The sequence below is a fragment of the Pseudoroseomonas ludipueritiae genome (genome assembly GCF_014490445.1).
GTDB classification, from domain to species: domain Bacteria; phylum Pseudomonadota; class Alphaproteobacteria; order Acetobacterales; family Acetobacteraceae; genus Pseudoroseomonas; species Pseudoroseomonas ludipueritiae.
The window spans coordinates 26,278-44,823 of the sequence record NZ_JACTUZ010000009.1 but is presented as its reverse complement, the minus strand read 5'-3'; the positions used below and the strand labels follow the sequence as shown (position 1 = coordinate 44,823).

At 67.2% G+C, this 18,546-nt stretch carries 18 protein-coding genes and 1 pseudogene; 7 read left to right on the top strand and 12 right to left on the bottom strand.

The features are described 5' to 3' along the window. Positions 1-111: 111 nt before the first annotated feature. Positions 112-417 (bottom strand): hypothetical protein, encoded by a 306-nt coding sequence (locus IBL25_RS04520; RefSeq protein ID WP_187777365.1) that lies wholly within the window; start codon positions 415-417, stop codon positions 112-114. A gap of 125 nt (positions 418-542) precedes the next feature. Between IBL25_RS04520 and IBL25_RS04515 the strand changes: the two genes are divergently transcribed. From IBL25_RS04515 to IBL25_RS04505, 3 genes are all read left to right on the top strand, one after another. After that, positions 543-947 (top strand): hypothetical protein, encoded by a 405-nt coding sequence (locus tag IBL25_RS04515; RefSeq protein ID WP_187777364.1) that lies wholly within the window; start codon positions 543-545, stop codon positions 945-947. 66 nt (positions 948-1,013) lie between these two features. Beyond that, entirely contained in the window at positions 1,014-2,093 is a 1,080-nt protein-coding gene (locus tag IBL25_RS04510) for a 3'-5' exonuclease (protein WP_187777363.1), read from the top strand. A 122-nt stretch (positions 2,094-2,215) separates the two neighbouring features. Then, positions 2,216-3,634, top strand: coding sequence for a hypothetical protein (locus IBL25_RS04505; protein ID WP_187777362.1), 1,419 nt, complete (start codon positions 2,216-2,218; stop codon positions 3,632-3,634). A gap of 282 nt (positions 3,635-3,916) precedes the next feature. Here the strand turns inward: IBL25_RS04505 and IBL25_RS04500 are convergent, their stop codons facing one another. From IBL25_RS04500 to IBL25_RS04470, 7 genes are all read right to left on the bottom strand, one after another. Then, a complete protein-coding gene (locus tag IBL25_RS04500) occupies positions 3,917-5,833 on the bottom strand; it encodes a bifunctional sugar phosphate isomerase/epimerase/4-hydroxyphenylpyruvate dioxygenase family protein (RefSeq protein ID WP_187777361.1) in 1,917 nt (638 codons plus the stop codon). Positions 5,834-6,051: 218 nt separating this feature from the next. Next, entirely contained in the window at positions 6,052-6,870 is an 819-nt protein-coding gene (locus tag IBL25_RS04495) for a shikimate dehydrogenase family protein (RefSeq protein ID WP_187777360.1), read from the bottom strand. A 34-nt stretch (positions 6,871-6,904) separates the two neighbouring features. Beyond that, positions 6,905-7,891, bottom strand: coding sequence for a Bug family tripartite tricarboxylate transporter substrate binding protein (locus IBL25_RS04490; RefSeq protein WP_187777359.1), 987 nt, complete (start codon positions 7,889-7,891; stop codon positions 6,905-6,907). An 85-nt stretch (positions 7,892-7,976) separates the two neighbouring features. Continuing rightward, on the bottom strand, positions 7,977-9,212 hold the full coding sequence (locus IBL25_RS04485; protein WP_187777358.1) for a CaiB/BaiF CoA transferase family protein: 1,236 nt from the start codon (positions 9,210-9,212) through the stop codon (positions 7,977-7,979). A 29-nt stretch (positions 9,213-9,241) separates the two neighbouring features. Beyond that, positions 9,242-9,700 (bottom strand): MaoC family dehydratase, encoded by a 459-nt coding sequence (locus tag IBL25_RS04480; RefSeq protein WP_187777357.1) that lies wholly within the window; start codon positions 9,698-9,700, stop codon positions 9,242-9,244. 20 nt (positions 9,701-9,720) lie between these two features. Then, complete coding sequence (locus tag IBL25_RS04475; RefSeq protein WP_187777356.1) at positions 9,721-10,104, bottom strand: VOC family protein; 384 nt, start codon at positions 10,102-10,104, stop codon at positions 9,721-9,723. Further along, positions 10,101-11,048: a ketopantoate reductase family protein gene (locus tag IBL25_RS04470; RefSeq protein ID WP_187777355.1), complete on the bottom strand. Its 948-nt coding sequence runs from the start codon at positions 11,046-11,048 to the stop codon at positions 10,101-10,103. The genes IBL25_RS04475 and IBL25_RS04470 overlap by 4 nt, the downstream gene beginning before the upstream one ends. Before the next feature lie 131 nt (positions 11,049-11,179). Here IBL25_RS04470 and IBL25_RS04465 point away from each other — a divergent pair, with 131 nt between their 5' ends. The 3 genes from IBL25_RS04465 (at position 11,180) to IBL25_RS27225 (ending at position 13,790) form a co-directional block, all read left to right on the top strand. Next, complete coding sequence (locus IBL25_RS04465; RefSeq protein ID WP_202986677.1) at positions 11,180-12,142, top strand: LysR family transcriptional regulator; 963 nt, start codon at positions 11,180-11,182, stop codon at positions 12,140-12,142. A 492-nt stretch (positions 12,143-12,634) separates the two neighbouring features. Further along, positions 12,635-13,615, top strand: a complete 981-nt coding sequence (locus IBL25_RS04460; protein WP_187777354.1) for a Bug family tripartite tricarboxylate transporter substrate binding protein — start codon at positions 12,635-12,637, stop codon at positions 13,613-13,615. A gap of 52 nt (positions 13,616-13,667) precedes the next feature. Beyond that, positions 13,668-13,790 (top strand): hypothetical protein, encoded by a 123-nt coding sequence (locus IBL25_RS27225; RefSeq protein ID WP_275295949.1) that lies wholly within the window; start codon positions 13,668-13,670, stop codon positions 13,788-13,790. 102 nt (positions 13,791-13,892) lie between these two features. Here the strand turns inward: IBL25_RS27225 and IBL25_RS04455 are convergent, their stop codons facing one another. The 3 genes from IBL25_RS04455 to IBL25_RS04445 form a co-directional block, all read right to left on the bottom strand. Continuing rightward, positions 13,893-15,032, bottom strand: a complete 1,140-nt coding sequence (locus IBL25_RS04455; protein WP_187777353.1) for an epoxide hydrolase family protein — start codon at positions 15,030-15,032, stop codon at positions 13,893-13,895. 768 nt (positions 15,033-15,800) lie between these two features. Next, positions 15,801-16,760 carry a quinone oxidoreductase family protein gene (locus IBL25_RS04450; RefSeq protein WP_187777352.1) on the bottom strand — a complete coding sequence of 320 codons (960 nt, stop codon included), beginning with the start codon at positions 16,758-16,760 and terminating at the stop codon, positions 15,801-15,803. A gap of 108 nt (positions 16,761-16,868) precedes the next feature. Further along, positions 16,869-17,267, bottom strand: coding sequence for a RidA family protein (locus IBL25_RS04445; protein WP_187777351.1), 399 nt, complete (start codon positions 17,265-17,267; stop codon positions 16,869-16,871). Between the two features lie 169 nt (positions 17,268-17,436). Here IBL25_RS04445 and IBL25_RS04440 point away from each other — a divergent pair, with 169 nt between their 5' ends. Next, positions 17,437-18,009, top strand: coding sequence for a TetR/AcrR family transcriptional regulator (locus tag IBL25_RS04440; protein WP_194433610.1), 573 nt, complete (start codon positions 17,437-17,439; stop codon positions 18,007-18,009). Between the two features lie 118 nt (positions 18,010-18,127). On the opposite strand, the pseudogene IBL25_RS27220 reads toward IBL25_RS04440, so the two are convergent. Next, positions 18,128-18,487: pseudogene (locus IBL25_RS27220) on the bottom strand (winged helix-turn-helix transcriptional regulator); the annotation flags it as partial. Positions 18,488-18,546 lie beyond the last annotated feature (59 nt).

The following is an 18,546-nucleotide window of genomic DNA, read 5'->3' as shown; positions in this document are numbered from 1 at the left end:
GCTGGAACTGATACCTCGTCAGCTGCCATGGCGCTTCGCCAGGGCCGTGGCGCGCGCCGGAGCTCGACTTGGCGGGCGAGCGGAGCTGCGGCTGCAGCGCCGAACTCCCAGTCACCAGCCGCGTTCGTAACGCGGGCCGTAGCCGTTCTGATAGCGCCATGCCCGGCGTTGCTCACGCTCCTGCTCGATGCGCCACGCCTCGCGCCGCGCGGCCTCGGCAATGCGGGCCTCGTCACGTTCCCGGCGCCACTCGCGCCACTGCTGGCGCCGTTCCCAACCGCCGTCGTACGGGCGCTGGTCCCAGTACTGCACCTTGTGGAGCGAACTCGCCTCGCTAGCCAGGATACTTCTGACCGGCGCCGCCGACACGCCCGACGGAGCCAGTGCGACCGTGCTCAGGGCAATCGCCGTCATCATCAACACAGCAGCCCGACGCATCCGAACCTCCATTGGGGAACTCTGATGCTGCCAGCGTCGCCGGGGAACTTGTCGGATCTCGGGCCGAACGGAGGCACTCGTGCGGCGACGGATGCGCGCCACGGATGCTGGTCCACCAGCAGAGGTGGTATGTCGCCTCCATGCCTCCTTCGCCCACCTCCGATCGCCCGACCGAACTCCTGAACGCCGCGGAACGAGACCTAATCCGGCGCGAGCTGTGCGTGCGCTTCGGCCGCCCGCCAGCACTGGCCGAAGGCATCTTCCTGCGGGTGTGGCGCAGCGGTCCGCTGGCCGGTCAGCCGAAGGTTCCGGCGGCGGTGCAGAGCATGGTGGACCGCGGCCTGATGGTGGTGCGCGCCGGATCGCCGCACATGGCCCGCGCCCACTTCACGGAGGAGGGTCTGGAGGCGCTGCGCTGGCTGGCGGCGCAGCGCCGCGGGCTGGACCCGGCGCAGTTCGCCCATGTCCGGCAGGAGCTGGGACTGGGGGCGCCGCAGGCAGACGGGTAGCCGCCAGGCGCCTGTTCCCCTTCTGGTCCACTGGCTCATGGAGGCGCTGCAGGACATGGAAACAGCATGCCGCGTGACGTGATACCCGGACCCAATCCCAGTCAGCTCAAGGAAATGGCGGCACTGCTCGAGGCCAGCGGGCAATATCGCGTGCTGCGCCGGGTCGGCGCCCACGAACCCTTGGAGGTTCCCGCCGGTACTCGGACCCGCGTCGGCATCCTCCTGGACCTCGAGACCACCGGCCTCGACCCGCTGCGGGACGAGATCATCGAGATGGCCATACTGCCCTTCACCTACGGGCTGGACGGCACGGTCTACGCGGTGGGGGAGGCGTTCAGTCAGCTGCGCCAGCCGTCCGTTCCCATCCCGTCTGCCGTCACTGAGCTGACCGGCCTGACCGACGAGATGGTAGCCGGGCACAGCATCGACCCCGCCGAGGTGGCGCGGTTCATCGAACCGGTGGCCCTCGTGATCGCCCACAACGCCAGCTTCGACCGCCGGTTCTCCGAAGTCTTCTGCGACGCCTTCGTGGCGAAGCCCTGGGCCTGCTCGCTGCAGGGGGTCGACTGGGCAGCCGAAGGCTTCGATGGCGGCAGGCTAGGCTACCTGGCCATGAAGCAGGGGCTGTTCTTCGACGGCCACCGCGCCGTGCACGACTGCGAGGCGACGCTGCAAATCCTTGAGCGGCCGCTGCTCCGCTCCGGCGTCACCGGCCTGGCCCGGCTGCTGGAGGGCGCCCGGCGCCCGAGTTGGCGCATCTGGGCGATGGAGGCGCCGTTTCATCACAAGGACACCCTGAAGGCGCGGGGCTATCGGAGGAATGGCGACGCCAACGGGCACCCCAGGGCCTGGTACATCGACGTGGCGGAGGACGCGCAGGCGGCCGAGTGTGCCTTCCTTTGCGAGAGCATCTATGGGCGCCGGGTTGAGCCCCCGATGCGCCGGTTCACCGCGTACGAGCGGTTCTCGGTTAGGGATGAAGGGCAGGGGCGGCGAACGCACCGCAGGCGCAGATGGCTACCCGTGGAGGCGGACGAATGGCCTTGGAACCCTGACACATCGGCGCACCGACCAGAGGTGCGCTCGGGCGGCCCATGCATTACCTGCCCGATGGCGCCGTTGATGTGGCCTCTCTTCCTAGGGTGAGGGTCTAAGCCTCCGATGAGGCTTGAGACATGTGGCTGCATCCCATGAGGCTCATGGCCTCTCTATCCTAACGCGATCGAAAGAACTAAGAAATCGCGTCATAGGAGTGGGACGGCGGCCTGATGAACAAAGCTTTGGTGACCCTCGGCACGGTTGGTGTCGTCGCTGCTTTAGGCGCGGGGGGCTACTTCTGGGCTCAGCATGAGGGCGAAGCCCAGCTGCGGGCCGCCACGGACAGTGTGCGGGCATCACTCGGGCCTCAGGGATCGTTCTCCTACACCGGCTCTCAGGTCCATCCCTTCTCGCGTGCGGCGGACCTGTCGGGCGTGGCCATGCGGATGGCGGACGGGCGCCTCTACACCGCCGACCAGGTGAACCTGACCAAGGTGGACCATGGAAGGGTCGGGACAATCCACGTCAAGAACCTCCAGCATCGTGGGACCGACGGAAGCGTCCTGACGGTCGAGACGATGGACGCGCGAGACGTCACGTACCCTCCGCCACTGCCTGGTGCTCCGGCAGCCATCAGTCCGGGCGCTGTCACCTTTGCCGAGATGACGATGCGGAAGCTCAGGGCCGGGAGCCTCGCCTTCTCGGCGTCCATCGACTCAGCGACGCTGGGCAACTACGGGGCAGGGCGCGGGTCCAACCTTGTTGTGGACGGCTTCAGCGCTCCCGTTCCCAGCGTGCAGGGTGTCGACCGGATTGAGTTCGCGCGCCTGTCGATGAGCGGCCTCGATTTGGCCTCTCTCGTGGATGCCGCATCCCGCGGCACTCAGCCGCCGAACATCGCTGGCCCGAAATACACGGTTGCGTTCGACAACCTGCTTGTCGCCAACGGCGACACCAAGGTGGGCGAGATTGCCAGGGCTGAAGTGTCCGGAGAGCAGGCGGGAGGCCCGGGCGCCCAGACGGGCCGCCTGGCCGCCACCGGCATCTCCATCACGGTACCGAAGTCGGGACCGGGTGCCGAGTACACGTCGACCCTGCCGGATGTGGTCCGTGGCGATCTCCAGATCGGCACGACCTACAACGCGGCCGGGGGGGTGCTTGGGGTGGAGCCGTTCAGCCTGAACGTTGAGGGCGTCGGCAAGCTGGACGCCACCTTCCGGGTCCTGCATGTCGATCTCGGCGCCTTCTCGACAGGCGAGCAGCCGAGCCCGGCGGCCATCGAAGCCATGGTCTCGAACGCGCAACTGGCGCTCGCCACGGTGAGCTTGGAAGACAAGGGCCTGCGTAACCAGGTCTACGCCCTTGGTCAGGCGCAGACTGGCGCCACCCCGGCGCAGCTGGCGGAGTTTGCCGCCCAGGCAGTGACGAAGGACGCGGTCCTTCGCAGCCTCCCCAACGGCGCGGACATCGCTCGCGCAGTGTCGAATTTCCTGCGCAACGGCGGCCGGATCGAGTTTGCCGCGCGTCCGCAGCAGCCGCTCGGGTTCGGTGACTTCCAGACCCTCGCCAGCCCCCAGGCCGCCGCCAAGCGACTGGGCCTGCAAGCCAGGAGCGAAGCGGCGCCACCAGCGAGCGCAGTGCGGCGCTAACCTACGCCGATCACCCTAAGCAACAAGACCGGAGCAGCTGACAGCCGCTCCGGCTGAAGCCGGTACCTGACAGCGGTGTTCAGCGTCAGCCGCGGCCGGGCAGGCAGCCGCCACGGCCTATCCAAAGCAGACTTTGCCGACATCAATTTGGATGACCTGGTACGGCCGATAGCTGGCAGTTCGCTTCTAGGCGTCAAATGTGGCGAAGTGGACGTCGGGCCTGCCTGTGGTACTCGCGCATGGCCAGCAATGGCGTATCGCGAGCGTCCACCAGGGTCGGACTCAGGCTCCTGACGCCGCTGTGGCTTTCCGTAGCCGATATCGTGCCTGAGCAGCCAAACGCACCGCAGCGTTGGGCGCCCCGAACCCGGTGTAGCCTTCTTTGGCTTCAACGATCTCGAAGAAGAACCGATCGGCGAACGTGGCGGTGTAGGCGTGGGTGAACTCGCCACCCGTCTCCGAGCGGTCATGCAGGAGGTTGCTGCCCTCAAGCCTAGCGAGCGTGGCAGAATCTATGCCGAACCGCGCTTCCAGGTCTTCGTAGTAGTTCCGAGATATGGGAAGGACGGGCACACCGTGCTCGGAGATGAAGGCGCCGACGTCGGCGGTGCGCAGGGCAAGGTGGTGGACACCGGTGCCAGCGGCGGCCGACAGGAAGCGTCCGGTTTCGGTTTGGCGGCTTTCGGACACGTTGAGGGCGAGCCGCACGTTGTTGGCCTTGTCGCTCACGACCCGGCTTTGCACCAGCCCGAGCGGATCGCTCAGATCCTGCGCCGGTTGCGGTTCCAGGCCGAACAGGGCGCGGAAGCCCGGCATCTGCCCGGCGGTCAGGGCATAAGCGAGGTGATCCACCTTCTCCAACACGGTGTCCGGCCGGGCGGCGCCCGGCAGGAGGTGGAAGTCACTCTCCCAGATGCCGCGCCCGGGCGCGCCGGGTTCGACCAGGTAGATCAGCGTCCCGTCCGGACCCCGTAGTGCCGGAATGCGGCTCTCGCCCTGGCCCAGCGGGTCACGCCAGGATGAACTGAGGAGCGCTTCCGCCCGCGACAGCGTCCGCGAGGCGTTGTCGACCTGGAGCGCCGTGGCGCACACGGAGGTGCCGTGCAACGCGAAGTGACCCGCGGCGGCGCTGTCGGGTTCGGCGTTGAGCACGAAGTTGACGCTGCCCTGCCGCCACAGCTCGACCGCCTTGGAGCGGTGCTGGCCCATATGGCGGAAGCCCAGGCGGGAGATGAAGGCGCCGAGGCCCCGCCGTTGCTCCTCATCGACCGCGAACTCGATGAACTCGAAGCCGCCCAGCTCAGGGAGCGGCGGCAAGGGCGTGGCGGGCACCGTGGGTCCGGCCACAAGGGAATCGAGCCAGATTAGCGACCGATGGCCGTCCTGCGCGATCCGGCGGGCCGGAGCAGCGCGGAACTCGTCGTTGAACACTTCCAGTGAGAGAGGGCCGGTGTAGCCAGCGGCCAGTACCTCCCTCGTAAACTCAGCGACGGGCAGCTCCCCTTGTCCCGGGAAGTTACGAAAGTGGCGTGACCATGACAGCACGTCCATCGACAGGCGAGGCGCGTCGGCGAGCTGCACGAAACTGATGCGGTCACCGGGCACCTCGCCTGCCAACCCCTCCAGAGTGTCGCCCAGCGCCAGCGTGTGGAAGCTGTCGAGGATCAGGCCAAGCGCCGGATGGTCGGACTTCTTCACGATGTCCCATGCTTGTCGCCAGAACCTCACGTGCCGTCCCCAGGACAAAGCCTCGTAACCGATACGCAGGCCACGCTTGGCGGCGCGCTCCGCCATCTCCCGGAGGTCGGCGGCTGCCCGGGCAGGATCATCGATGGTGGCGGGATTGATGTTGCTGCAGACGAGGACGAGGTCGGTGCCGAGGGCCTGCATCACGTCAAACTTGCGCTCCGCCCGGTCAAGATTGCGGAGACGCTGCGGCTCTGGCATGGCCTCGAACTCGCGGAACGGCTGGAAAATCGTGATGGCGAGCCCAAGGTTCTCGGCCAGGGCACGGACATCCTGAGGTCGGCCGCTGAACGTCAGCAGATCCTGCTCGAAGACCTCCACGCCCGCAAAACCGGCGTTGGCCGCTGCCTCCAACTTATCCGGCAGGGTTCCGGAGAGGCAGACCGTCGCGATTGACTTTGGCAATGGGACAGTCGCCTGCGCTCGTGACGTTGGTGAAGCCGCGACGCTCATATGTGCTCCTCACGAATCATCAGTTACCGAAGGAATGAGAGAACGCGCCGCATTCCGAGGCGCAGCCGCCACGGTGTGCGGCTGGCCACGGCATCGTGTCATCGGTGGGCAGGGTCTCCGGTACAGTCCTTCCTGCGGCGAAGGACCGCGTGCCTCTGCCGAGAAGCGGCGCCCGGTGTGGTCCGGCCAGTGGGCCGGACCCACCCCGACCCCCGTGGCTACGCCGGAACCGGCGCAGCCACGCCGAAGAAGTCGCGGTAGAACGGGATCTGCTCGGCCAGCATCGGCAGGCCGGGCTGCACGGGGAGACCGAGCCGTGCCGCCTCCCGCAGCAGCCGCGTCTCCCTCGGCTTCATGATGATGTCGGCCACGCGGGTTCCCGGGCGCAGGTGCGCCAGGTCGAAGGGCAGTGGGTCCTCCACCCGCAGGCCGAGCGGCGTGGCGTTCACCACCAGCGTCGCGTCGCGCAGCGGCGGCTCGCCGGTCAGGATGGACCCCGGCCACTCCCCCGACAGGCGCCGCGACAGCGCGTCCACCTTCTCCGCCGCCGGGTCAACGACGTGCAGTCGGCGCACGCCGCCTTCCAGCAGAGCCGCGGCGATGGACACGCCCGCCCCACCGGCGCCGAACAGCACCGCCGGTCCGGCGGACAGGTCCTGCCCGGTCTTCCGCAGCCCGGCGACGAAGCCCCGGCCGTCGAAGTTCTCGGCGCTCCAGCGCCCATCCGCGTCGCGCCGCAGCGCATTGGTGGCGCCGGTGAGCTCCACCATGCCGCTGCGCCGCTCCACCAGTTCGGCCACAGCGAACTTGTGCGGGATGGTGACCAGGATTCCGTCGCAGTTCCCTATGGCCATGAGCCCGTGGAGGACCATGGCAAGCTGCCCCGAGGAAGCCTGGACCGGCACCATGACGGCATCGACCCCGACCTCGTGGAACAGGGCGTTCATCAAGTGTGGCGCCTGCACCTGCGTCACGGGATCACCAATCACCGCATAGAGCCGGGTCTGTCCCTGCGGCGACGGGATCATGGTCTGCATGGGAGGCTCCTCGGGTTTCAGGATGCGCCCGATGTCACTGGACGCGGATGTTGCGCGCCTTGATGAGGTCGCGCCACTTGGCACTTTCCTCCGCCGCGAAGGCGGGGAACTCGGCGGGCGGGCGGACGGTGGGGTTGATGGCCAGCTCGGTCAGCTTGGCCTGCACGCGAGGCAGGGCCATGACCTTGGCCACCGCGAGGTTGATACGCTGCAGCACCGGGTCCGGCGTTCCGGCCGGTGCCAGGATGGCGATGTTCTCCACCACCTCGAAATCCGTCAGCCCGGATTCCGCGAAGGTCGGGATGTCCGGCATAAAGCCGATGCGCGACGGGCTGGCGACGGCCAGCGCCTTCATGTCGCCGCTGCGCATGAAGCCCAGCACCGTGGCGGCCGTCTGGAAGGTCATCTGGGTCTCGCCGGTCAGCAGCCCCTGCACGGCGGGCCCGCCGCCCTTGTAGGTGACTTCCTGCACCTCCAGCCCAGCCATCTGCAGGAACATCTCGGTGGCGAGGTGGGTGGAACTGCCGACGCCGGAGGAGGCGTAGGACAGGCCGGAGTTCGGCTTGCGCGACATGGCCACGAAGTCCTGCACGCTGTTGGCGGCGGACTTGCCCGGCACCAGCATCAGGATCGGCATCGAAGCGACCAGCCCGGCCGGGCTGAAGGCGCGCTCGTTGTCGTAGGGGAGTTGGTAAAGGTGCGGCGCCATGGCGTAGGTGCTGCTGGAGCCCATCAGCAGCGTGTAGCCGTCCGGCTTGGCGCGGGCGACCATGCCGGAGCCGACCGTGCCGCTGGCGCCGGGCCGATTGTCCACCACCACGGTTTGGCCGAGCTCGGCCGACAGCGGCTCGGCCAGCACGCGCGCGAACGTGTCCTGCGAGCCACCCGGCGCCCAGGGCACCACCAGGGTGACGGTGCGGTTGGGGAAGGCATCCGCGGTCTGGGCTAGGGCAGGGGGCTGCGGCAGGGCCACCAGGGCGGTCAGCCCCAGAAGGGCCTGCATGAGGGAGCGGCGATTCATCTTGGGCGATCCTTCCTGTGCGTGGCTTTGCGCCATCCTTGGTGAAGGGGAGAGCATCCCGGCCCCCTTCCGCCGGTGCGCCCGGTCAAACCAGGGCGCGATCCGCCACCGGCTCGGCGTAGAGCACGCCGTCCTGCTCCAGCGCGGCGATCTCGGCCGCGGAGTAACCAAGCGAGGCCGCGACGTCCGCGTTGTGCTGCCCCAGCGTCGGGGCAATGCCGGTGGGCGCCGTGTCGCAGTCGGAGAAGCGGAAGGGCAGGTTGGGCAGGCGGATGCGGCCGAGCACGGGGTGGTCCTGCTCGACGATCATCCCGCGCGCCTGCACCTGCGGGTCGGCCAGCACTTGGTCGATGCTCTGCACCGGCGCGCAGGGCACGCCCGCCGCGTCCAGCGCCGCGATGCAGGCGGCGACGGAAGGCTGCGTCGCGATCCAGCCCTTCACGAAGTCCAGCGCCTCGAGGCGGTGCGCGTTGCGGCTTTCCGGGTCCAGGAAGCGGCGGTCGGACGCCAGCTCCTCGCCGCCGATCAGCCGCGCCAGGCGCTTCCAGGCATCGTCCACCTGTGCGGCGATCACCAGGTGGCCATCCGCCGCCGAGAAGACGCCGTAGACGGTGGACTCCGGCTGGTCGTGTCCGGTCTGCTTCGGGATCTCCTTGCCGTCGCTCAGCGTGTAGCGCTGGATGGCGAAGTCGTGCATCGACACCATGCAGTCGTAGAGCGCCATGTCGATGTGCTGACCCTTGCCGCTGGTGGCGCGGCCGACCAGCGCGGCGCAGACCGCCGCGACGCCATGGATACCGGTGTACATGTCGGCGAGCGGCATGCGCAGCAGCGGCGGCGGCTCGCCCGGCACGCCCACCTGCGCCATGGCGCCGGACATGGCTTCCGCGATCAGCCCGAAGCCCGGCCGGGAGGAGGCGGGCCCGGTGTGGCCGTATGCCGAGACGGAGCAGTAGACCAGCCGCGGGTTCAGCGCCGAGAGCTGCTTGTAGCCGAGGCCGAGGCGGTCCAGGGCGCCGGGACGGTAGTTCTCGACGAAGACGTCGGCATCCGCCACCAGCTTGTGCATCAACTCCAGCCCGCGCGGGTCCTTCAGATTGATGCAGATCCCCTGCTTGCCCATGTTCTGCTGCAGGAAGTATCCGCTCTGCCCGTCCTTGAAGTACGGGTGCGCCCGACCGGCATCGCCATCCTTGGGACGCTCGACCTTGATGACCTCGGCACCCAGCGCGGACAGGCAGCGGGACATGAAGGGCCCGGCGAGGAAGTGGCTATAGTCGACGACCTTGATGCCCGCGAGGGGGCGTGGCTGGCTGGCCATGAGTGTGGCTCCAATCGAACTGGGTGAGGTCAGGCGGCCTGCGCCTCGGGGCGGCGGGGGATCATCAGCCGGTGCTCGCCGCGCTGGACGACCTCGCCGCGCTGGTTGATCAGCTCCGAGGGCAGCACGACGATGCCCCAGCCCGGCTTGCGCGTGGTGCGCATGCTGGCGACATGGAACTTCACGTGCACGACGTCGCCCAGCTTGATCGGCGCGACGAAATCCCAGGTCCAGCCCAGCGACATGCCCGGCGGGAAGCGGAGGTCGGAGCGGGTCTTCAGCCCGTCGGCGAGGGAAAGGCCGAAGAGCCCATGCGCCACCCGGGTGCCGAAAGGCGTGGTGCGCGCGTATTCCTCGTCGGTGTGGACGGGGGTGAAGTCGCCGGTCAGTTCGGCGTAGCTCATCACCATCGCTTCGGTGACGGTGATCTCCGGGCTAATCCCGGCATCGCCGACGCGGACGTCCTCGTAGAACTTCTCTTCTGCCATCGTTCCCTCCTGCTCCTGCGTCACCCGCGCGGTTCCACGGCCAGCGCGGCGGCGACGCTGCCGGGGCTGGCCTGCAGCAACTCGATCGCCAAGCCGTCCGGCGTCGCCAGCCAGTTGCGGCCCTGCGGCATCGGCTGCAGCCCCCACGCGGTCGCGGCCCGGATCGCCGCTTCCAGGTCTTCGGTCATGACGCCGAGGTGGTAGAGCCGCCCTTCCGGCCCGGCGAAGTCGGCGTCCGCGACCAGCTGCGGCCCGCCGCGCAGCCAGACCTGGCGCGGCGCCTCGGCGGGGCCGTCGACCTCGCGCACCGCCATTCCCAGCGCTTCGCGGAAGAAGCGGAGGTACCAGGCGAGGTCACGGACGCGGATCGCCACGTGCTCGACATAACAGCGGGCGCCGCTCATGCCGCGACGCTCCGGATCGGGTTGGTGCCCATCCCGGCCTCGATGCCCTTGATGCAGGCGACCAGCGCCTGGTTGACCGGCGTGGGCACGCCGCGCTGGGCGCCCCAGCGCACCACCGCGCCGTTGATGTAATCGATCTCGGTGGGGGCGCCCCGTTCGAGGCTCTGCAGCATGGAGGCGCGGAACTCGGGCGGCAGCCCTTCCGCCGCCTTCATCCAGGCATCGCGCGGCTCCCTGGTGGCCAAGGCGATGCCGTGGGCCGCCGCCACGGCCATCGCCTCCGCCACGGCGGCCACGGCGCAGACTTCGACCTCGGGCACGGCGTAGAGGGCGCCATAGGGCAGGCGGGTGACGCCGCTGAGCGCGCCGGTCGCCACGTTGACGAGAAGCTTGTCCCAGATCACGCCAAGGATGTCGTGGCTGACCACGGCGCGCAGCCCGGCCGCCTCGAACAGGGCGGCGATGCGACGGAGGCGGGGCGTGTCGGCGCCGTCCAGCTCGCCGAGCACCGTTTCCTTGCCGGTCACGCCGACGCGGACGCGGCCCGGCTCCAGTAGCACCCCGCCAACGTAGGTCTTGCCCGCGAGGAGGCGGCTGCGGCCCGCGGCCTTGGCGAGGATCTCCTCGTGCCCCAGCCCGTTCTGCAGGGACAGGACCACCGTGTCCGGCCCGAGCAGCGGGCGGGCGGTCGCCATGGCGGCGCCGGTGTCATAGGACTTCACCAGCACGATCACGAGGTCCACCGGCCCGACCTGGGCGGGATCCGTGCAGGCGCGCAGCCGAACCGCGCGCTCCCGCTGGCCGTCGACCAGGATCAGGCCCTGGCGGCTGACCGCTTCGGCATGGGCGGCACGGGCCACCAGCCAGACCTCGGATCCGGCTTCGGCGAGCAGGCCGCCGATGGTGCTACCCAGCGCGCCCGCGCCCAGTACACAGACCTTCAAGTCGTGCTCTCCTCCACGGCCCGGCCTGTGGCGGCCGGTACCGAGGGGAAAGTGCCAGCGTCCGCCTATCTTGTGTATGCAATGGACCCAATGGACTCTATTGAAGAACGCAATAATGGGGAGGCAAGCTTGTGCGTAACGGCGAGGTTCTGGTCCCGCAGCTCGACCCCAAATGGCTGCAGCTGTTCCTCCTGCTGCACGACGGCGGCAGCGTCACCCGCGCCGCGGAGCAGCTCGGGCAAAGCCAGCCGACCGTCAGTATCTGGCTCCGCCAGTTGCGCGACGCTTTGGGCGACCCCCTGTTCATCCGCACCGCGCAGGGCATGCGCGCGACCCCGCGTGCCGAGGCGCTGGTGGCGCCGGTCCGGCAGGTGCTGGACGGGTTGCGGGAGATTGCCGCGCCGCCGCAGGCCTTCGACCCCCTGGTCACGACGCGGTGCTTCCGGATCTGCATGACGGACGCGAGCCACATCACGCTGCTTCCGGCCATCCTGGCCAGGTTGCGGACCAGCGCGCCGCAGGCGCGGCTGGAGGTCGCGAGGATCGGGCCGGAGACCGGCGACCGGCTGCTGTCCGGCGAGGCGGACATCGCCCTGGGACTGGTGCCCGAACTGGAGGCGGGATTCTACCAGCAGGCCCTGTACGACCAGGATTGGGTGTGTCTCGTCAACGCGCAGCACCCGCGCGTCAGCGAGGCACTGAGCCTGGAGGACTATGCGCGGGAAGGGCATGTCGGCGTCATTTCGGGCACCGGCCACCGGCTGCAGCAGGACGCCTTGCAGCGGCACCGCATCGCGCGTCGGATGGTGCTGGAAATCCCCGGCTTCCTGGGCCTCGGCGCCATCATCGCCACCACGGACCTGATCGTGACCCTGCCGCGCCACATCGGCACGACGCTGGCCGGACTCAATGGGCTGCGCCTGCTCCCGTGCCCACTGCCCGTGGAGGGCTTTTCGGTGAAGCTGCACTGGCACGCGCGCTTCCACCACGAACCGGCCAACCAATGGCTGCGTGGCCAGTGCGCGGCGCTGTTCAGAAGGCGCTCTGACGAGCACTCGCCCTTTCCGCCCAGTCAGGTTGTCCACTCCGACTGAGACGCTGGCTGGTGGGTCAAGCTGGCCGCAAAGCTGACGCTTGGCAGGAGATGTGGCCGCGCGCCGCTGGCCATCCATCATTGCGGACCGCAATGAACTTCATAATTTCCAACGAATACGCAATCCGGAACCCCTCTGCCATCCTCCGCCGGACGGTCGAACGACTGGGAGGAACGAACATCGGGCATCTTCGTGAGGCGAAGCGGGATCCAGGCCGATCGGCAGCTCCTGGGGCGCTCGCGTTCCGGCGCCGGTCAACGTGACGGTTCCAACCATCCCGTCTGAGTAGCGAACCAGGAACTAGGCACCGGCGACTTCGCGGCCGCTGCCCTCAGACGACCCTGTCGAACCCATCGGCGGCCTGCGTGCCGCGATGCCAGCCATCGCGGTGCGGGCGGATCGCGCCCGGCGCCCTGGACCTCCGGCGCCGGTAGCACCTGGATGCTGGCTGTCTGTCTGAACAAAAACAACGAACTACGGGAGCGTAACGGCATGATTGGACGTCGCAGTTTCGGCATCGCCACGCTGGGGATGGCAGCCGCCCTGACAACGTCTCGCGGTGCAGCCGCCGAGGAGGCGTGGCCGATCCGCCCGGTCACGGTGGTGGTGCCCTGGGGGCCAGGCGGATCCACGGACACCTTTGCGCGCCTGCTCGCGGCGCGGCTGTCGACCGACCTTGGGAAGCCGTTCCCGATCGACAATCGCTTCGGCGCCAACGGCACGATCGGCTTCGCGTCCGTGGCGCGCTCCCGGCCGGATGGTTACACGGTCATGGTCGCCACCATCAGCACCTACGCCATGGCGCCGCACCTTCTCCAGCTTCCCTACGACAACGCGACCGCCTTCGCGGGCATGGGGCTGCTGGCCCAGATGCCGATGTTCATGGTGGTTTCCAAGTCGTCTCCCATCCGCACGGTGGCCGACTACGTTGCGCTGGCGAAGAAGAGCCCTGGCCGGGAGACCTACGCCAACTCGGGTTCGGGCTCCTCGACGCACCTCGCCACCGAGCTGTTCCTCCAGCAGGCCGGTCTGCAGGTCACGGAAGTCGGCTATCGCGGCGGCGCTCCCGCGACACAGGCTGTCATGAACGGCGAGGCGGGCATGCAGTTCGTCGTCAGTTCCGGCGTGATGGGCTTCCTCCAGTCCGGTGACCTGCGCGCCATCGCGGTGACCACCCGCGAGCGCACGCCACTCGCGCCCGACGTGCCCACCTTCGCCGAATCCGGCTTCCCCGAATACGAGGTGGTGGAAGACCTCGCCATGCTGGCGCCAGCAGGAACCCCGGCACTCATCGTGGAGCGTCTCAACGCCGCCTGCGCCAAGGCCCTTCAGGCGCCCGAGGTGGCGGAACGAATGACGTCGTTGGCGGTGACGCCAAGGATCAGGCCCGCCTCCGAATGGCCGCCCTACCTAACTGCCGAGAACGCGAAGTGGCGTGACCTGATCAAGTCACGCGGGATATCGATCCAGTGACGGTGGGGCCACGGGTTCCCCACACGACCCGGCATGCCGGGCGAACTCGCCGATGACCGACCTGTACGCCGTCATCGGCAACCCGATCGGGCACAGCAAGTCGCCCGCGTTGCACAAGGTGTTGATTGCCACTGAGAGCTGGGTTCTCCCGCATTTCCCGTGCTGCGCTCGGTGACGCCGGGGCGTCGCGGGGTGGCAGAAATGCGGGCTCAGCGCCAATCTGCGCTCCCCATGTCGTCACCGTGGTGCAGCGAGCTCCGGAAGAAGATTGCCGACCTCAGGACCGCTCGCCCGATACAGCGGCAATGAACGCCCGCAGGTCGGTGAGCATCAGATCCGGTTGCTCCCAGGCAGCGAAATGGCCACCCGAGGTCATATCGGTCCAATGCACGACGTTGTAGGTCTTCTCGGTAAAGGAGCGCGGGGTCGGCAGGAAGACGGGGTCGGGGAATGCAGCAACGCCCATTGGCGCCCGAATGCGGGTCCCGGCGGGAAAGCGGCTGGAACCCTCCAGGCGCTTGCCGTGGTAGATCCAGGTTGCCGTGACGACGGCCGACGGCGCGACATAGAGCATGATGTTGGTCAGCAGTTCCTCTTCCGAGAACTTGCTCCAGATATCTGGACTGCCGTCGGTCGTCGTAGGCAGGTCCGCCCACTTGCCAAATTTCTCGAGTATCCACCCCGCCGCGCCGACCGGGCTGTCGGCCATGGCCACGCCCAGTGTCTGCGGGCGCGTCTCCTGCTCGTGGTTGTAGCCGGTCTCCCAGTCCAGGATCGCCGCGCGGCGGGAGAACAGCTCCTTTTCCTCAGGCGTGGTGGGGGTGGCATCCTCAGCGAAGATGCTCACCATGTTGATGTGGAAGCCGAGCAGCGCCTCTGGCTGCGTATAAGCCATCCAGCTCGCGATATGCGCACCCCAGTCGCCGCCCTGAACGACATAGCGCGTCTGGCCGAACAGCCGGACCATCAGCCCGTGCATGAGTTCAGCCGCCCGGCGCGGGCCGATGACGCCCGTGATCGGGTTGGAGAAGGCGAACCCCGGCAGCGAGGGCACGACAACATCATGCCCGTCAGCCGCCAGTGGCTCCAGAAGCCGCTCGAATTCAAGAAACGAGCCTGGCCAGCCGTGCAGTAGAAGGACGGGCGGTTTGGACCCTTCGCCCTTCACATGGATGAAATGGATTCGTTCGCCCTCAACTTCGGTCTTAAAATTGGGGAGCTGATTGAGACGTTGTTCCACCCTGCGCCAGTCGTAGCTGCCTTGCCAGTGGGCGACGAGCCGCTTGAGGTCATTGATGCCGACACCGGACCTCCATCCCCCAGTGTCCGGAAGCTGGCTCCAATCGTAGGCCGCGACCTTGGCCTGGATGGTGGCGAGACGTTCGTCAGGGATGTGGATCGTGTAGGGTGAAACCATCTTCTCTTCCCCAATAAAGGCCACCCCGGCGAACCCATAGGTGGCGAAGTTGATCCCAAGGCAAACCGTGCGCCTAATTAAGACCGGAGACGCATCAGATAGCAGGCTGTGGCCGGATGAACGGTGGGGCGTATAGGTAGTCCGCCATCAGCGGAATTGCCTTGCAGGACTACAACACCGCCATCTCAAAAGGATTGATCCTTCTAGGATGCGCGGAAAATGAACGAATGGCCCGGCAGCAAATTCCTTCTCGAGCACGGGGGAGGTCTCTTGTTGTCTGATCGCGCCAAACACCGGGAGCGTCTTTGAGCCGCTGTGCATGGAGCACCCCGTTCTTGCACACGGAATTCCATATATGCTCATGGGGTGCAGCTGGAAGACGGCACATCTTTCAGCCCCAGGCACACAGATGATACTGTAGGAACGACCGATACACGGAAGGCTGAACAGGATTCACAGTTCCGTCACTGCGTCCGCTGTCTAGGGTCGAGCATCGCCGAAACACATGCGGTTTGTTCTCTGCGTGGAACGGGTAGAGACCCCCGGGCAGGAGAACGCGGCCGAGAAGATAGGGCAGACCGCGGCCCGTCTGCTCCATACGGACCTGCCGCTCCGACAAACTGGGAGACCTGCCGTTCCGCGCTTCCGGCAGAGGCCCGGTGTTTCACCTGCTCAGCAAGCTCTCATCCAGGCCAGCGCCATCAGCACCAACAATCTCAGCTTCCGTGAGCTTGAAGTGACCGATGCTGTTTCTCTGTTGAGCCATCTTCAGGGCAGCAGAACGACACGTCCCAGAATGGAGTTACCTTCTGCATAGGCATGCGCGAGGGCTGCGTCAGCCAATGCGAACCTGCGGTCGATCGTAACCTCGAGTTGGTCCCTGGCTGCTCTCTGCAGCATCTGCGAGACCGTCCGATAAACCTCCGGCTTCTCGAGCTGAGTGCCCATGAAGACCCCCATGAGCGACTGGTTGGCCTGAAGTGCGGGCCAAAGATCGAGATCGAGTGCCGCTCTACCAGCGTTCCCGACAAATACCAGGCGCCCCTCTGGCTGCAATGATGCCAGCGAGCTTCCCAATGTAGATCCCACTGGGTCCACCACGAGGTTCACCCCCCGCCCGTCGGTCAGGCGCATCACCTCTTCAACCACGTCAGTCGTGCGATGGTCGATCGCGTGGGTAAGGCCAAGAGCCGCCAGCCGTTGCGTGCGTTCACGTCCTGAGACGGTCGCGATCACCGTCGCTCCGGCCTGATGCGCGAGTTGAATAGCGGCAAGGCCGACACCTCCGGCACCGCCTTGAATGAGCACCGTTTCGCCTTCGCCCAGGCCTCCGCGCGTAAAGAGACAGTGGTAAGCGGTTCCAAACGAGATAGGCAGTGCAGCCGCCGCCGCCGTATCCAAGCCATCCGGCACGAGCCAGGTTCTGGAGGCCCGGGCGGCGCGCATGGCAGCGTGGGAGCCGCACAGGTCGAAGCTCGTCACCTTCTGCCCGGTGAGCCGGTTGCGAACCTGCGAACCGACAGCGACCACTTCGCCTGCCGCTGCGTACCCCAGGATGTATCCCGGCGTCGGAGGGGGCGTGGACGCTCGGTTGATGAGGTCGCCACCTTCAATGGAGATGGCTTCAACCCGGATCAGCACGCCATCGGGTGGGCAGGGCGGATCTGCGACATCCCTGTAGTGCAAGACCCGCGGCTCGCCCGCCGTGTCGTAAACTGCTGCCTTCATGGCGTGTTGTCCCGTTCCTTCATGCGGCTGTCCTCAGATGGCCGACAGGTCCTGAGCAGAGGCTGACAGAGCATCGGGCTCGGATACCAAGCGATACCCGGCGACGGGTCAGGCGGTTTGTGGCACTCGCGCGATGACTTTGATCTCGAAGTCGAAGCCCGCAAGCCAGGTCACGCCCACCGCGGTCCAGTTGGGATAGGGGGGTGCGCCGATCGCCTTGTCGCGCACGGCCATTACGGTCTCGAACTGTGTCTCTGGATCGGTGTGGAAGGTCGTCACGTCGACCACGTCGTCGAAGCTGCAACCAGCCACCTCGAGTACGGCGTTCAGCCGGTCAAAGGCCAATTGCACCTGCTTGGCAAAGTCCGGCTCGGGCGAGCCGTCCTCGCGGCTGCCGACCTGGCCAGAGACAAAGAGCAGGTCGCCCGATCGGATGGCCGCGGAGTAGCGGTGCTTCTCGTAAAGTGCCCGCCGCCCGGGTGGGAAGATGGCGTCACGCTTGGACATCTGGGCCTCCTGTGATCCTCATTTGGGAACCCTTTCCCGGATGCGAGAGCGCGTTCATATACGCCTCGTATGGCGATGCATGACGACATACGAGGCGTATGTCAATTAACATACGGTTCGTATGCAGGTGCTGGAGGGGCTGCCGGTGGCTGTGGGACAACGCGCGCGCATGATGGAAGAGACTCGGGCCAAGCTGATCCGGGCGGCGCGGCAGGCCTTTGCGGAGAAGGGTTATGCGGCAGCGTCGATGGACGACCTGACCGCTGCGGCCGGGCTGACACGGGGGGCGCTCTACCACAACTTCGGCGACAAGAAGGGCCTGCTCCGTGCCGTTATCGACCAGCTCGACGCGGAAATGGTGGCAAAGGCAAGGGCCGCGCGGGACCAGGCTGAGACTCCGTGGCTCGGCTTCCTGGCGGAAGGGGTGGCCTATATCGAGCTGGCGCTGGAGCCAGAAATTCAGCGGATCATGCTGCTGGATGGCCCAGCCGTCCTAGGCGATCCCTCGCAATGGCCGGGCCAGAACGCTTGCCTCCGCACCACGACGGAGACGGTCCAGGCGTTGATCGACGCGGGAACGGTGCGGCCGCTGGATGCCGAGGCCGCCGCGCGGTTGATCAACGGGGCAGCGCTGAACGCCGCGCTCTGGATCGCCGCCTCCGATAACCCTCGCGCCGTCCTTGCCCGGGCCGTTGAAGCCTTCCGGCACTTGGCAACGGGCTTGCTGGAGGCCAAGGGTTGATAAGGGCTCGGTACCTGCTTCTACCGCCCGTCGGCCTGGGTTGCCGATGATAGGAGTAGGGAGCCTGTCCCTGGATTTCGTCGTAGGCACGGCGGCATTGTTCGATGCGCGGCCAGTTCTCCCTGATCCAGGATGTGAAACCTTCCAGCGCGGGTAGCATGCTGGCGCCCATCTCTGTCAATTGGTACTCGACCCGCGGTGGCACCTCCGGGAAGTAGTGGCGCAGGAGGAGCCCGTCGCGCTCCAGGTTCCGGAGTGTGAGCGTGAGCATCCGTTGGGTGATGCCCTCAATGCCGTTCTTCAGGCTCGAGAACCGCAGCCGGTGGCCTGGCGCCAGGGCCAGGTGTGACATGACGAGGATGGTCCACTTGTCACCAAGGCGGGCGAGGACGCTGTTGGGCGCGCATGGCCGGAACAAGGGGCCTTGCGCGGTCTCCTCATAGGGCCGCCCGTGGATCTGTTTGGCCAAACGTATCATCCTTGTGCCTGGGGGAGAAAAATGTGCCGTCTTCCGGCAGCTCTCCATGGGTATATATG